The organism is Aeribacillus sp. FSL K6-2833 (genome assembly GCF_037965815.1).
In the GTDB taxonomy this organism is placed as follows: Bacteria; Bacillota; Bacilli; order Bacillales; family Aeribacillaceae; genus Aeribacillus; species Aeribacillus composti.
In genome coordinates, this window is record NZ_CP150189.1 from 2,293,344 (window position 1) to 2,307,188 (window position 13,845).

Below are 13,845 nucleotides of genomic sequence, written 5' to 3' on the forward strand. Positions count from 1 at the left end.
GACCTAACAAAGTGGAACGTGCTGTTAAAGAAATTTCCAGAAAAAAATGGGCATGAAATCGCAACAAAGCGAAACGTACTGTTAAAGAAATTAAAATTGGGCATGGAAACCGCATCAAAAGAACAATCCGTAAATTATGAATTCGCATGTCCGTATATAAAGAAGCTGACCCCAAACATCGACTTCAAGCGATTTTCGGTCAGCCATCTGAAGCATTTCTTTTTTAAGAATGCAAAATAAATAGCGAAGGGGCTGCAAACATCTCCTTACGTGTTTCCCGAATCAGAAGAGATGATCGAACCCCTTTAACAAGAATATTCTTGATCTTTGTATTTTTATGTTAGTGCTTTAGAGAATGATTCAATGAGTTCTCTTCGATGATAGAAAATACCTGTTCCAATTTTATCTTCCGTCCAAGTAATGGTCGGAAAGTCTGCATAGCTCATATAACCGCTTGTGTATGCTTCATTTCTATTGCCGGATGGATCAAAAAAGTAAACGGTAAGGCCTCGTGTAATGCCGTGTCTTGTTGGCGTCACTTCTGCTTGAACATTATTTTTGGTTAAAATATCTGCTGCCTTTAATACTTCATACCAGTTATCGACATAAAATCCTGCATGATGAAATTTCGCATCCGGTCCTTTCACGAATGCAAGATCGTGACCTTTGTTCGTCACTGACATAAAGCTTCCGACTAAATCTTCTCCATCTACCGTAACGATTTTCTCGGTTTGTCTAAAACCGAGCACTTCCGTAAAGAAGCGGGTTGCTGTTTTTAAATCATCGCCTGTTAAAAGAGCGTGATCCAATCGATGCGGAGCAATTCCTTTTAGTCCATCCGGCCATGGATCTGGGTTTAGATTCCCAGTTTTTGTCCCTACTTGTTCTATTTCCGTATACAGCTCCATATGATGGCCTGTTGGAAGCTGAAAACGAACCGCTTCTCCTTCTGCTAATCTAGTACCTTTGGAAATTCGGGAAAGTTTGCAGCCAAATTGCTCAATTTTATATTCTAATTTTTCCAGCTCGTAAATATCTTTTACCTTAAATGCCATATGATCCATTCCAGCTGTATCGGATTTTTGCAAAATGATGCTGTGATGGTCATATTCGTCCCAAGCTTTTAAATATACTCGATTTTCCTCGCGTCCTGTCACTTCAAGCCCAATGACATTTGTGTAATATTTTACAGATTCTTCTAAATCCAACACCCGAAGCTCCAATCGCCCTAATCTTAAAATTTCGCTCATTTGAATCCTCCCTTTCATTGAAAAATCTTATTTTAATGAATTTGATCATCAGCTCTTTCCATTAAAGCGTTTCCAATAAAGATAACGCAGCCTCGCAGCACAATCTGTCTTCTTCTTCTGAGCCGCCGCTGACCCCGATTCCTCCAGCTAAATCGTTTCCGTCATAAATCGGGTACCCTCCTCCGAAAACGACAAGCTTTTCTGTATGGACAATCCCAAGGCGCAAACTCGGCTCATCTTTGATCATGTCATACCATTGATGGGTCGGAATCCCGAATGCCGCTGCTGTATAGGCTTTATTTTGAGCAATTTGTATGCTTAAAAGAGGCGCCTCGTCCATCCGGAAAAACGATTTCAAATTTCCGCCTTGATCCACAATAGCAATGTTCACTTTCACTCCAAGTTCTTCAGCCTTTTGTACCGCTTTGTCAATCATTTTTTTCGCCAAGTCACTGCTGATGCTTTTTTGCTGTAAAAACGCCAACATTTCTTCCCCCTTTCCTAAAGTCAACACCGCTATCCTTTTGTAAATACTAGATTTTTCTCTTCCTTTTCTTCGATCTCTAATGTGAAATCGAAACTTCTGGCAATCCATTTTACTTTGACTCGAGAAATACTCCACACAGAAGATATGGATGGACCAAGCCAATAGATTTTTTTCTGCTTAGTAACAAGCACGCGTCCCTCAAACCACCCTTTTCCTATATCAATTGCCACGTCGTAGCATCCTTTTGGAGGAAGCATATAGTACCGATCCAAAATCAATTCATCTTTTGCATCAGTATGGATCATTTTTCCTTTTGTTTCGTAAAATTCTCCCAAGTAATCAGGAAGTTCTTCCATCAATCCTGATTGAATCTTATTTCGAATCAACGTAGAACTAATTTTTTCATCGTTTCGTTTGACATTTTCTACTTTCGTGACAGTGATTGAGTATCCGCTGTCTTCCTCCATCGTATCTAAACTTCCTTTTCCTTTTCGGCCGTACGTGAAGTCATATCCAGCTGCTACATGCTTGATTTGCAGCGGAACTAAATATTTCTGGACAAATTCCTTCGGCTCAAGTCTTGCAAATTCCGATGTAAATCGTATTAAATAAAAGTAATCAATGTCTAAATGGGAAAACTTTTTTGCTTTTTCGGCAGGCGGGAGCAAATATTGGACACGTTTTCCCGTTTTGCCGATTATTTCTTTAGGGTGCGGAAAAAAGCTGATAACCGCTGTTTTTACCCCCATTTTTTCCGCCAAGTTTTTAGCGGTCTGAATGACTTTTTGATGTCCGAGATGAACGCCGTCAAAAAACCCTAGTGCAGCAACGACAGGGCAAGAGGCAATAAGATCTAGATCATTTTGATGATCAATGATGATTGTTTTCAATGAAATGCCCCCTTTTTTTAGCTCGACGCCGTCGCTTGTTCGCTTTGAGCAAGCTGATGGTATTTTCCGCTGAAAAACAGAAGCGGATCTTGCTCTGTCATGTTTATATCCGTCACTTCCCCGATGAAAAGGACATGATCACCTGCTTGAACCTCATTAACAACTTGGCAGGAAATTTGCGCAAGAGCATCTTTAATGACCGGCAGCCCCCCTAGCTGTTCAAATTGTACATCGACTGGTTTTTCCAGCTGCCCGGCAAAATTCATCGAAAGCACTTGTTGATCGTGCGACAAGATGTTAACAGCATATTTTTTTGATTGTTGAATTTTTTCCAGCATTTTCGCTTTTTCTCCAATGGAAATTAATACAAGCTTCGGATTTAAGGAAATGGACATAAAGGCATTTGCTGTCATTCCATGAATATCTCCGTTATGCTCCGTTGAAATGACCGTCACCCCTGTAGCAAATTTCCCCATCGCATTGCGAAACAAGCGATCGTCCATATCCACCAACTCCTTTCTTTTTATTTCTGCACAAGTTCTTTTTGTGGAGATACCCAAGTATCATTGAGCCAACCGTTTAGATCGTAATCATCCAAAGCGGAATCGACAAACTCTTTAAATCGGTCGGAATCTCCAGTTGCATCAGCAATTTTTAACGTCTCTAGACGAATGTTCTCATGGTTGCCCGCATAGTTGATTTCATAAAGCTCATGACGTCCGCCAAATTCCGTTCCGATCGCATCCCAAATCATTTTCATCAATTTCACCCGCTCTTTTGCATCAATGCCTGAACCGCGATAATAACGATCGAGATACGGTCGCAGCTCCGGATTTAAAAAGTCGCTGGCACTGGAAGGCAATTGAATGAGGCCCCCCGCAACGATTTGTTCAAAAATTTGTTTGACGCGCGGCCATACCATTGGAGCGAGCACACGGTAAGCAGCGCCGTACTGAAGGTTCGGAAGTGCAACGCCATTTTTCGTTTCACAATTGGCTGCCATTGCGGTAGAAAGAGCCCAAAACATATTGCGAAGGGCAATAACCTCACCGATATTTGCCTGAACCCCACGAAACTGCTTCGTACCTGCCGCCTCTGTCGCTTTCATTAATAAGCCGACCATAAAGTCAAGCTTGACGGCAAAACGCGTACAACCTTGGAATGTAAAGCGGTTTACAAATCCCGTTTCAACAAAAAACCCGTTTACTACGTTTACATTTTTGTAGGCAAGTACGTTCTCCCAAGGAATAAATACATTATCTAATACAATGACTGCATCGTTTTCATCAAAACGGCTGGAAAGCGGATAATCAAACGGAGAACCTAATGTTTTTGCGATTTGTTCATACGATTGACGGCTGATCATTTTTACGCCAGGCGCATTCATCGGTACAAAGAAGACGAGTGCATGGCTTTGATCACCATCTCCTAAATCTTGAGCTCCATAGTTAGAGACGAAGTTATAATGAGTTAGTGCAGCTGCCGTTCCCACCATTTTGGCACCGTTTACAATAATACCGTCATCCCGCTCTTTTACAGCGCGAACATAAACATCTTTATTTTCATGAAGAGGTTTTGAACGGTCGACCTGCGGATTAATAATCGTATGGTTAATAAACGGAACTTCTTTTGTTGTTTTTTTGTACCAATTTCGCGCATTGTCCTCAAAACCTTCGTAATAATCCGCAAACGCTTTCAAATGTGCTGTGAAAGAAGCTTTATAATCAGGGGTGCGCCCCATAAAGCCATAGCTCAGCTTGGCCCATTGTGCAATCGCATCTCTTGCTTCTAAAAGATCTTGAGCATTTTTTGGTTCTTTAAAAAATTTGTGAGTTTGATAGCCTTCTTCAGTAGTCGTCGTTAAAATTTTTCCCATCTGTTCATCATGAAGAGCATCATACATTCTTGCTATGGAGCGAGCAGAGTTTTCGTAGGCAGAATGTGTTGTAACATCATCAATCTTTTCTCCATTTAAATAAACAACCCTGTTATCTCTTAAACTTTCTAAATATTCCTTACCATTCATCATCTTTTATCACCTTCCTAAATGAAAATATAATGAACTGGTATTTCCTCTACGGTTCTATCATATAATTGATTTGAATTTTCAGACAATGACAGCGTTTGTTTAAAAATCATTGAAAACTAAACAATTGTTGTTGAAAATACACAAAAAAGACTGCCTCATTGCCAAACACCAGCATTGCGTCAAAATGGCAACAAGCTGGCGATTTGAGCGTGAGACAGTCTTCTCAAATAATATTCATACATATCTTGGCTTCGATCGCTTCCGGTGAATAGTCTCCAGGCGTTTTTTATCATATAATGCTCATACATATCCCTGTCTAATGTACTGAAATGTTGTAATCACATTTCCCGCTGATCTTTCAATGACCTAGCAATGTGAGCTTTCTTAATCCCTTGTGCTATCTGGGCATTGCTCTTTATTCCAATATGTTTGCAGCACCGCCGATAAGATCAGCGTTTCTTCTGCGCTGCCAGGCAACAATCGGATCAAGTCACCGATCAGAAAGTGCTCTTTAAACTGCAAACGAACGACTCCCCGTTTTCAGGATTGTCCTTTCACATAAAAACCCCAGTCCGAGGCAGACTTTTTCAAAGCATCGTATTAAATGCATCGTTTTTTACTGCCTGCCTGTTGGGGATAATAGTATCGTACATTTTCATTATAAGTTCAATGTATTTATAACTTCCTCTACATCTGTTGTCGGCTGTTGGCAGGCAAAGTTTTCACATATATAAATAGTTGTTTCATTATTGATCATGCGATAATTTTTCGCAAATTCCGCAATTTGTGCAAATTGATTTGGATCTTCAGCAACTAACACTGAAAGTTCCATTGTATACGCCTGTTGAATACGATTCAATAATCTTTTCCTTTTGCTGCAATCTTTCGGACCAATAATGACAACCTCTTTTTGCGGCAGCTGTTCCATCAAAAGGCTTTGCAAGAAAAACGTATGACCGCTTGGGTATTGCTCCACTTCTTCTTTAAAAATAGAATACATTTGCTGAACGCTTTCGTGTAAATCCAAATTGCCGGTCAGCCTGCTCAATTTCAAAAGCGCGAAGGCCGCAACGCTGTTTCCTGAAGGGAGCGCACCATCATAAATTTCCTTCTCCTTGACAAGCATTGCTTCACTGTCATGACCTGTGAAGAAAAATCCGCCATTTTCTTGATCCCAAAAAAGATCAATCATTTTATCAGCAAGCTGTTTTCCTTTATGCAAATAAGTTAAATCAAATGTCGCTTCATACATTTCGATATAGGCCCAAAGAAGGTATGCATAATCATCAATGAACGCCTGTTGTTTTACTTCGCCATCGCGATAGCGCACCATAACTCTTCCGTCTACAATTAAATGATTTTCAATAAAATTCAGCGCCTTTTTTGCCATTTCGATATATGCTTCCTGATCAAAAACAGCTCCTGCTTTTGCTAGTGCAGCAATCATGAGAGCATTCCACGCGGTCAGCACTTTATCATCAACATGTGGAAACGGTCTTTCAATTCGTTTTTCAAAAAGCTTTTGTCTCGCCTGCTCCAATTGCTCTTTCAGCTCTTCCAGCCCCATTTGATAGGTAATTGCCGCTTTTTCTTCATTCGTATGAATAAGATTCGGGATATTTTTTCCTTCAAAGTTCCCTTCTTCAGTTATATCGTAAATATGACAAAACTGTTCGCCTAATTCCTGCCCGAGAATCTCTACCACTTCCTGTTTTGTCCATACGTAAAATTTCCCTTCCTCCCCCTCAGAATCTGCATCAATGGCAGAATAAAAAGCCCCTGATTCATTCCGCATGTCCCGTCGGACAAATTCAATGATTTGTTCTGCAATTGTTTTAAATTGAGGGTTTTGGGTCACTTGATAGGCCTCGGAGAATGTATAAAGCAAAAGGGCATTATCGTACAGCATTTTTTCAAAATGCGGAACAAGCCACATGGCATCTGTCGAATATCTGGCAAATCCGAAGCCGATATGATCCCAAATCCCTCCCTTTGCCATTTGCACAAGCGTTTTATTCACAAAATAAAGAGCATTTTCATGTTTAGTCCATTCGTGATATTTCATTAAAAACATGAGCATGTGAGGAATGGGGAACTTTGGTGCCTGACCAAACCCTCCATAAATTGTGTCAAAATTGCTTGAAAGCTGATGAAACGTTTCATGAAGAACGCTTTGCTTCAACTCACCTTTCTTATTTCGACTGGCATTTTTATTTAAAACTTCCGTTATGCGTGCTGCTGTCTTTTCAATTTTTTCATGCTCTTTTTGATAAATTTCCGAAAGCTGCTGCAACACATCGATAAATCCCGGACGGCCAAAACGGCTTTGCTTAGGAAAATAAGTGCCTGCATAAAAAGGTTTTTGATCCGGTGTGATAAATACATTGAGCGGCCATCCGCCTTGCCCCGTAAGAATCTGGCATACCCTCATATATATGGAATCAATATCTGGACGCTCCTCACGATCTACTTTTATGGCGACAAACCGTTCATTTAATATCTTTGCAACTTCTTCATCTTCAAAGCTTTCATGAGCCATGACATGACACCAGTGACATGTAAACTTTATATCCACCTTTTAATTAATATATTAGCCCCATTACAGGGCTAGGAATAGCCGATAGACACAAGTACAGGCTTTCCTTCTCTTTTTGCTTTTTGGAAAGCTTCAGGTGACCATTCCAACCAGTTTACAGGGTTCGTTGCATGTTGTAGCAAATACGGTGATTTTGATTTTATTAGCCAATTATATTCTTTTGAAAAACGATCTTGTTTTAAGTATTCCTTCATCTTCAACACTTCCTCCTCTTAATAGAATTTAGAACAATCCTTCCAAATTCGCTTAAACGGTTGTCCATATGACCGTATAAAAGTATTTGCTTGGAAGATACGTTCAACTTTATTTTACCAAATATTTCCCGTGAAGATACAACAAAAAATATTCTCAAATTTGATAAATTATGCATTTGTTATATTATTTTGTTAAAGGTAATTATTAACTTGGGGTGTTCAATTTGGAAAAGTTAACATTTTTTGAACTAGCAATTAAGGTATTGAAAGAAGCTAATAAACCAATGACAATTGAAGAAATATGGCGTTATGCCCAAGAAAGAGAATACGATGTGTTGGTAGGTTCAAAAGGTAAGACACCATGGCAAACTATGAGTGCAAGAATATACGTTGATATGCGGGATAATCCAAATTCGCCTTTTGTTAAAATTGATTCTAAACCAAAGAAATTCTTTCTTAAGGAACTTCAAAATGTAGATACAATAAAAGAAGAAAAAGAAATTATACAACCAAAAGAAACTTCATATAGTGAAAGAGATTTACACCCTTTTTTAACGTACTATGTTAATACATACTTAAATGTATATACCAAAACCATTTATCATGAAAAATCTTCTAAACGAACATATTCACAATGGTTACATCCAGATTTAGTCGGAATTAACTTCCCTATTGGTGAATGGGAATCGGAAGTTTTAGATTTTGGATTAACTCTCGGAAGTCAACTAGTGAAGCTTTATTCCTTTGAAGTGAAGAAAGAATTAACATTTGCTAATATTCGTGAGGCTTATTTCCAAGCGGTTTCAAATTCTTCATGGGCTAACGAAGGCTATTTAGTAACTGCAAACATATTACACGATGAAGAATTTATGACTGAGTTGAAACGTCTTACCTCTGCTTTTGGGATTGGAATTATAAAACTAGATATTGAAGACCCAGATGCTTCTGAAATATTATTCCCTGCCAAACACAAAACAGAAATTGATTGGGAAACTGTAAACAAACTTTCAAAGGAAAATCCTGATTTTAGAAAATTTATTGTTCGGATAAAAAATGATATGAATAGTAAAGAAATCATCAAGGAAAAGTACGATAAAGTTTATACGGCTGAACAATTAGTTGAGAAAATAAAAAAGAAGTGAATAGTATGTTTGCGATAGCACCTACTGATATTGGTTGGTATAGATATCTTAGAAACACCCCAATTCCCGAAGAAGTAAATTTTTGGACACCGACACCGTGTAACGTCAGAAGACTTTCCAAAGGTAACAAATTTTTGTTTTTGTTAAAAGCCCCTATCGAAAAATATGTAGGTTTGGTAGTTTTAAATATTACGAGAATCTCTCAAATAAAAAAGCGTGGGAGAGGTTCGGAACAGGCAACGGTGTTGAAAGTTTATCAGAATTAAAAGATCGTTTCAATACATACTCTAGGAAGACGTTTTACAACCGCTTTTTCTGATAATGACGAAAATCGTGAGATATTGTCATAATTTTAACTGATGTTATATTATTTAGCGAAGAAAATTTTATCACCACAGTTCAATTGAACGTATCTTTCCCACGCCAAGTTGTGAAGTTGAAATATTTCAATATGGAATTACCTAACGTGCTTGAAGATGTACAAATAAGACTAGTAGAAAAAATATTGGAAGTAGAAACACTTGTTGAAGGTGCCAAAAAGCAAATTTCTGTTAACGCTTATGAACGTAATCCCATTGCAAGACAAAAGTGTTTAGATTATTACGGTTATAACTGTTCAGTTTGTGATTTTAATTTTTAGTGAAACATGCGGTGATATCGATAAAAACTTTATTCACGTTCATCATCTCAAAGAAATTAGCCAAATTGGCGAAGAGTATGAGATTGATCCTTTAAAAGACTTACGCCCTGTTTGTCCCAATTGTCATGCAATATTACATAGACAAAAACAAGCCTATACCATTGAAGAATTAAAAGAAATAATTAACAAAAATAAGGTACATTTATAGTAATATAAAAAGGTATTATCTCCTTTTTTGTGGAAATAATATCTTTTGTTGTTTCTCGATCCATATTAGCTATTCCTTCTTTATTAAATCTTTTAACTGTTCCTTAGTTAACCACGGTCTTCTTCTATGTAACATGCGGTGACAGTTTGAACATACTAAGACTATATCTTCTATCCTTGTTAATTGTCCTTCTTCTAATTCTGATACAGGTATAGTGTGGTGACCTTCTATAAAGTGTTTTCTGCAAGAAAAAAATACAGAGGGTTGCAGTATATCTTTATCAAAATTTTGAATAAATATACATATATGTGATCTATCCATCAAGGGCTTGACGTCGATCCTCTGTAGCCATGATTCTTTAGTCAAGCGCCAGCTTCAACAGTTTTGGCAAAACCAAAAAAGGTTATCATGGCTCCTCCTCCATGTAAAGCCCCATTGCATATCACTGCATAAGGATTTTGCAATTCTCTGCACTTTTATTTTGCAAAAAACACTTCTATAAAGTCTTCTCCTATTTCGCCATACACTTCATAAAAGTCAAAACCACATATTTCACAGAATAGGCGTCCACCATTTTCACGTTTAAACTTCTCTTTCACTAATCTAATTACTGAATCGGCTACACTTAACTGGACACGTAGACTAAGCGGGCCGCCTTGAGGCGTTCCCATGTCCGTTTCCATTGCCACTCCATTGATATTTCATATTTTTTAAACTATAAACACTTGAAAATTAATATACCATTATTAGGAATTAATTACAAAAAGAGATATCTAATGCTTTTTTTACTTTTTCAGTACCGGAATCCAAATTTCACATTTTACAGTCGGGGAAGTTAAATCTTTGCTTCCGATTGATAAGATTTCTGGACCTTCTATTTGTTCATAGTTTGAGGTTGGAAACCATTCAGAATAAATGCGTCCCCATACATCCTGCAGTGTATCAGGAAATGGTCCGATTGCTTCGAATACTGCCCATGTTGAGGCAGGAACTACAAGTTGTGTAAATTCAGCTGGACATTCCTTAGTTGTTGCTACGCCAATATAGTGATCAAGCTCCCCTTTTTCCTCCATTCTGCCTTCAGAAAAGTTCGTGGATGCTTGAATCAGGCCTAAAGGCTCGACATTCGAAAGTTTTTTAAGTTTATTGATCTTTTCATCATCTAAGCTTTTCCACATCGAGGCAATTTCCGGATTAATTCCTTTGAAAATGATCGGAACTCTTTTTTTAATACCAACAATACGAAATGCCTCTTTTTCTACAATTCGATAGTTCATTTCATTTCCTCCCTTAATTGTTAACTGGAAGGTCATTCGTGGATAAGCTTTCAATAAATGACCACGATTTCTGGCTTCTGACGGTGTTATACCATGCAAGTTTTGAAAAGCTCTTGCAAAAGAATCTGGTGAGTTGTACCCATATTTTATCGCAATGTCGATGACCTTTACGCTGCTATCTTTAAGTTCAAATGCTGCAAGAGTCAGGCGTCTGCGGCGGATGTATTCTGATAGTGTAATACCTGCAAGAAAAGAAAACATCCTTTTAAAATGATATTCGGAACAGCAAGCGATTTTTGCCACCTCTTTAAAGTCAATATCATGTGTAAGGTTTTCTTCAATATACTGTATGGCTCTGTTCATGTTCTTAAGCAAATCCATTATATGACCTCCCTTGATTACAAGAATAGCAGGAGCTGAATGGATCTACCCGATATTTTGTGCACAATTATGCAGGGTGGTGATATGATCATGTGCATTTTTGCGCAACCTGCTCAGTTTATGAATAAAAACGGTTTTATGATGGATCAAGTGAAATAGATCAGGTAAATAATGAAAGCAATATGTTTGTTTAGTAGGTTTGGTGAAATGATCATTATCATAAATAAGCAAAGAAACGGCTCAATTTTCATAAACGGTTTTCGAACAAGTCCCTAAAATAAATCAAGTAGAGAAAAACGAGCTGTTTTTCTCTACTGATTTTGTATACCTTCGATTTTGATATGCAAGCAGTTGACGCCTTCTTCTTTCAGAATGTTGCGGGCTAATGCCATTTTTCTCCGCTTAGTGTCTTTGAATAATAAACTCCTCTTCAAGCAAAGTCCAATTTTGAGGGAAAGGCTCGCCAAGCACCCAATATGCCACTCCATTCAGTCCGTATTCTTTTACGAGATTAAACTTTGCCTGCATGCTTTGTTCATTTTCAAACCAGACCTCATGTGTTTTGTTTTGATCATCGGTGTAGCGAAACCAAGGTGCCTGCGCCTCGTTGTCATACTGAATTTCAACTCCTTCTTTCGCCGCTAGGTCTGCTGCTTCCGCCGGAGCGATTCGTTTGGCAAATTTACCGCCTTTTTTGTATGGTAAAGTCCAATCGTACCCATACAAAGGGGCGCCCATCACAATTTTGTTTCGCGGAATGACGGAAACGGCATAATCCAGTACTTTGCGAACTTGCGGAATCGGTGACACCGCCATTGGCGGACCGCCGGACCATCCCCATTCATACGTCATCAAAATAACAAAATCTGCTAACTCTCCATGTCTCTTATAATCATGGGCTCCGTGCCATGGTCCTCTTTGTTCATCGCTCGTTTTTGGGGCCAATGCAGTTGAAACCGTAAAGCCGGCTTTGCGAACCTGCGGCAAAATCGTTTCGAGAAAGCCGTTATACAGCTCACGATCCTTTTCCCGAATATGTTCAAAGTCGATATTTAAAGCTTTATATCCTTTTGCTTTCATCGTCTGAATAACGCCATTGATCAAACTTTTAGAGGCTGTTTTATCTGTAAAGATCCGATGAGCAATATCCGGTGAAAAATTTCCTTCTGTAAAATTGGTGATGACCATCATCGGAATCGCACCGGATTTTTTAGCAGCTGCGAGTGCTTCACTGTCTTCAATTGGAACAAGACTTCCATCGGCGTTCACTCGGTAGCTGAAAAAAGCTACATATGATAAATGCTGACTGACACCTTTTAAGTCAGAAACGGATTGCTGCGGAGTGATCGGCTCAAGAAATCCAATTGAGTTAATAGGTCTTTTGTCGCGGGCCGTCTGATCAGGGTTTACCTTTTGGATTCGTTTTGCTGGAGATTGGCTATGCTGTATCCTAATGAGCGAGCTATCTCCTTCATTCTGAGTTGTCGTTCCTTGCTGTTGATCATAAGAAGCGCCCTGCTTTTTATCATTTCCATTTCCGCATCCAGAAAGAGCGAGCGAAAGGCAGAGCAAAATGACAAATTTTCTCATCACAACATCTCCTCTTGTTTTTTCTTATACTTCCTAAACAAGAGGATGAATATTCCCGAGTTTTTCACTTCTGTCCATAGATTCAGCAAATATGCGCTGGAAAAAGTATTTAAAAAAAGACTGTCGCAAAATTACATAGAAATTTTTCATCTGCTGTTGACCTTTTTACAGTTCCATTTTGCTGCGTGTTTCTCCGTACATTTTTTTCATCAGCTGCTTCGAATTTTTTTATTTACATCCTGTGCTCCAGAAGTTGAAATTTTTTTGCAGTCCTTCTACATACCGTTTGGAGTTACTTAAAAATTTTTAGAACGAATGTTGTTGATGCCTATCCATACATTTTTTCAAAAAAGACTGGTCAAATTTAACAAAACGTTATATAGTGTGTATATAGATATACACAGTAAAACAGTTCACTTGGAGGAGATCAATATGAACGATTGGAAGGAAGCGTTTTGGCTAGCAAAGTTTGAATTAAAAAAATTGAAATTGGGATTTGTATTGCTTGCCTTGATGGCCATCACGTTTTCGATGTTTTTCGCCACTGTCATTCCGAAAAATATGGAAAGAAGCACCGTTATGCTAGATTTTTTGTTCTTTATTGTATTTGGTTTTGGAACTGCATGGATCAAACCGAAAGAATTTAATCATCAAAAAATAGGCGGCGACTTTTGGGCATCTCCTTTTTTTATTACACTTAGGCAGCTGCCGATCCAAAAGGATGTGCTCATTAAAAGCAGATTTATCATTTTTTTCGCCTTTGCCGTTCCTTACTATTTAGGGGTATCGATTCTTACTTATGTGTTTTCCCCTGATCTTAGAGCAGCGTTGGACTTAAAGGAATATTTCGCATTTATCATGATTTGGATTGGTATTGGCATTCATTTAGGAGCTTCGTTTCCAGCTAGTGATGTCGGCTACCGGCTTTCAACGGTGAGGTTTGCCCTTTATATATTCGCTTTATTTTTTGGATTCATGTTTATCTTTACGATATTTAACGTTTTATATGGAAACGGCTTTGTGCCTTTGACGATGCTCATGGCGGAAAAATGGCCTCTAGTAAGTATTATTGCGTCAGTTCTTTTCGCTGCTATAGGCGTGCTCTACTCGCAAAAATATATGTCCAAAAAAATCGAAAAAATGGATTATTTATTTTAAGAA

At 38.4% G+C, this 13,845-nt stretch carries 16 protein-coding genes and 1 pseudogene; 5 read left to right on the forward strand and 12 right to left on the reverse strand.

What is annotated here, in order from left to right; all coding sequences use genetic code 11:
• Positions 1 to 335 precede the first annotated feature (335 nt).
• The 8 genes from NSQ94_RS11200 to NSQ94_RS11235 all read right to left on the reverse strand — a co-directional run bounded on the left by NSQ94_RS11200 (position 336) and on the right by NSQ94_RS11235 (position 7,446).
• Entirely contained in the window at positions 336 to 1,250 is a 915-nt protein-coding gene (locus NSQ94_RS11200) for a catechol 2,3-dioxygenase (RefSeq protein ID WP_063389734.1), read from the reverse strand.
• Positions 1,251 to 1,311: 61 nt separating this feature from the next.
• Positions 1,312 to 1,737: a heme-binding protein gene (locus NSQ94_RS11205; RefSeq protein ID WP_339229089.1), complete on the reverse strand. Its 426-nt coding sequence runs from the start codon at positions 1,735 to 1,737 to the stop codon at positions 1,312 to 1,314.
• Positions 1,738 to 1,766: 29 nt separating this feature from the next.
• Positions 1,767 to 2,627 (reverse strand): FAD synthetase family protein, encoded by an 861-nt coding sequence (locus NSQ94_RS11210; protein WP_339199741.1) that lies wholly within the window; start codon positions 2,625 to 2,627, stop codon positions 1,767 to 1,769.
• A gap of 17 nt (positions 2,628 to 2,644) precedes the next feature.
• Positions 2,645 to 3,130 (reverse strand): flavin reductase family protein, encoded by a 486-nt coding sequence (locus NSQ94_RS11215; protein ID WP_063389616.1) that lies wholly within the window; start codon positions 3,128 to 3,130, stop codon positions 2,645 to 2,647.
• Positions 3,131 to 3,150: 20 nt separating this feature from the next.
• Positions 3,151 to 4,656, reverse strand: a complete 1,506-nt coding sequence (locus tag NSQ94_RS11220) for a 4-hydroxyphenylacetate 3-hydroxylase N-terminal domain-containing protein (protein ID WP_339211357.1) — start codon at positions 4,654 to 4,656, stop codon at positions 3,151 to 3,153.
• 384 nt (positions 4,657 to 5,040) lie between these two features.
• The gene (locus NSQ94_RS11225; RefSeq protein ID WP_339229091.1) at positions 5,041 to 5,178 is read right to left on the reverse strand and encodes a hypothetical protein; all 138 of its coding nucleotides are present in this window, start codon (positions 5,176 to 5,178) and stop codon (positions 5,041 to 5,043) included.
• A 136-nt stretch (positions 5,179 to 5,314) separates the two neighbouring features.
• Entirely contained in the window at positions 5,315 to 7,195 is a 1,881-nt protein-coding gene (locus NSQ94_RS11230) for a thioredoxin domain-containing protein (RefSeq protein ID WP_339229093.1), read from the reverse strand.
• 68 nt (positions 7,196 to 7,263) lie between these two features.
• On the reverse strand, positions 7,264 to 7,446 hold the full coding sequence (locus NSQ94_RS11235) for a DUF255 domain-containing protein (RefSeq protein WP_311067218.1): 183 nt from the start codon (positions 7,444 to 7,446) through the stop codon (positions 7,264 to 7,266).
• 224 nt (positions 7,447 to 7,670) lie between these two features.
• Here NSQ94_RS11235 and NSQ94_RS11240 point away from each other — a divergent pair, with 224 nt between their 5' ends.
• The 4 genes from NSQ94_RS11240 to NSQ94_RS11255 all read left to right on the forward strand — a co-directional run bounded on the left by NSQ94_RS11240 (position 7,671) and on the right by NSQ94_RS11255 (position 9,436).
• Entirely contained in the window at positions 7,671 to 8,588 is a 918-nt protein-coding gene (locus NSQ94_RS11240; protein WP_339211352.1) for an HTH domain-containing protein, read from the forward strand.
• Positions 8,589 to 8,593: 5 nt separating this feature from the next.
• Positions 8,594 to 8,854 carry a hypothetical protein gene (locus NSQ94_RS11245; RefSeq protein WP_311067215.1) on the forward strand — a complete coding sequence of 87 codons (261 nt, stop codon included), beginning with the start codon at positions 8,594 to 8,596 and terminating at the stop codon, positions 8,852 to 8,854.
• Between the two features lie 200 nt (positions 8,855 to 9,054).
• Positions 9,055 to 9,228, forward strand: a complete 174-nt coding sequence (locus NSQ94_RS11250; RefSeq protein WP_311067214.1) for a hypothetical protein — start codon at positions 9,055 to 9,057, stop codon at positions 9,226 to 9,228.
• Positions 9,212 to 9,436 carry an HNH endonuclease gene (locus tag NSQ94_RS11255; RefSeq protein WP_339229095.1) on the forward strand — a complete coding sequence of 75 codons (225 nt, stop codon included), beginning with the start codon at positions 9,212 to 9,214 and terminating at the stop codon, positions 9,434 to 9,436. Before NSQ94_RS11250 ends, NSQ94_RS11255 begins: the two co-directional genes overlap by 17 nt.
• Positions 9,437 to 9,505: 69 nt before the next feature.
• Here NSQ94_RS11255 and NSQ94_RS11260 read toward each other — a convergent pair.
• The 4 genes and pseudogenes from NSQ94_RS11260 to NSQ94_RS11275 form a co-directional block, all read right to left on the reverse strand.
• Positions 9,506 to 9,676 (reverse strand): annotated as a pseudogene (locus NSQ94_RS11260) (HNH endonuclease); the annotation flags it as partial.
• Positions 9,677 to 9,912: 236 nt separating this feature from the next.
• Positions 9,913 to 10,119 carry a hypothetical protein gene (locus NSQ94_RS11265; protein WP_311067381.1) on the reverse strand — a complete coding sequence of 69 codons (207 nt, stop codon included), beginning with the start codon at positions 10,117 to 10,119 and terminating at the stop codon, positions 9,913 to 9,915.
• 102 nt (positions 10,120 to 10,221) lie between these two features.
• Positions 10,222 to 11,094 carry an AraC family transcriptional regulator gene (locus NSQ94_RS11270; protein WP_066248502.1) on the reverse strand — a complete coding sequence of 291 codons (873 nt, stop codon included), beginning with the start codon at positions 11,092 to 11,094 and terminating at the stop codon, positions 10,222 to 10,224.
• Between the two features lie 402 nt (positions 11,095 to 11,496).
• Positions 11,497 to 12,684 carry a glycosyl hydrolase family 18 protein gene (locus tag NSQ94_RS11275; protein WP_327873955.1) on the reverse strand — a complete coding sequence of 396 codons (1,188 nt, stop codon included), beginning with the start codon at positions 12,682 to 12,684 and terminating at the stop codon, positions 11,497 to 11,499.
• Positions 12,685 to 13,116: 432 nt separating this feature from the next.
• Between NSQ94_RS11275 and NSQ94_RS11280 the strand changes: the two genes are divergently transcribed.
• On the forward strand, positions 13,117 to 13,842 hold the full coding sequence (locus NSQ94_RS11280; RefSeq protein WP_327848210.1) for a hypothetical protein: 726 nt from the start codon (positions 13,117 to 13,119) through the stop codon (positions 13,840 to 13,842).
• Positions 13,843 to 13,845 lie beyond the last annotated feature (3 nt).

What these genes read in the sequence shown, in the direction of transcription:
- NSQ94_RS11230 (WP_339229093.1), bottom strand. Translation starts at nt 7,195, where the DNA reads ATGGCTCATGAAAGCTTTGAAGATGAAGAAGTTGCAAAGATATTAAAT.
- NSQ94_RS11220 (WP_339211357.1), bottom strand. Translation starts at nt 4,656, where the DNA reads ATGATGAATGGTAAGGAATATTTAGAAAGTTTAAGAGATAACAGGGTT.
- NSQ94_RS11215 (WP_063389616.1), bottom strand. Translation starts at nt 3,130, where the DNA reads ATGGACGATCGCTTGTTTCGCAATGCGATGGGGAAATTTGCTACAGGG.
- NSQ94_RS11280 (WP_327848210.1), top strand. Translation starts at nt 13,117, where the DNA reads ATGAACGATTGGAAGGAAGCGTTTTGGCTAGCAAAGTTTGAATTAAAA.
- NSQ94_RS11200 (WP_063389734.1), bottom strand. Translation starts at nt 1,250, where the DNA reads ATGAGCGAAATTTTAAGATTAGGGCGATTGGAGCTTCGGGTGTTGGAT.
- NSQ94_RS11205 (WP_339229089.1), bottom strand. Translation starts at nt 1,737, where the DNA reads ATGTTGGCGTTTTTACAGCAAAAAAGCATCAGCAGTGACTTGGCGAAA.
- NSQ94_RS11245 (WP_311067215.1), top strand. Translation starts at nt 8,594, where the DNA reads ATGTTTGCGATAGCACCTACTGATATTGGTTGGTATAGATATCTTAGA.
- NSQ94_RS11265 (WP_311067381.1), bottom strand. Translation starts at nt 10,119, where the DNA reads ATGGAAACGGACATGGGAACGCCTCAAGGCGGCCCGCTTAGTCTACGT.
- NSQ94_RS11275 (WP_327873955.1), bottom strand. Translation starts at nt 12,684, where the DNA reads ATGAGAAAATTTGTCATTTTGCTCTGCCTTTCGCTCGCTCTTTCTGGA.
- NSQ94_RS11235 (WP_311067218.1), bottom strand. Translation starts at nt 7,446, where the DNA reads ATGAAGGAATACTTAAAACAAGATCGTTTTTCAAAAGAATATAATTGG.
- NSQ94_RS11270 (WP_066248502.1), bottom strand. Translation starts at nt 11,094, where the DNA reads ATGGATTTGCTTAAGAACATGAACAGAGCCATACAGTATATTGAAGAA.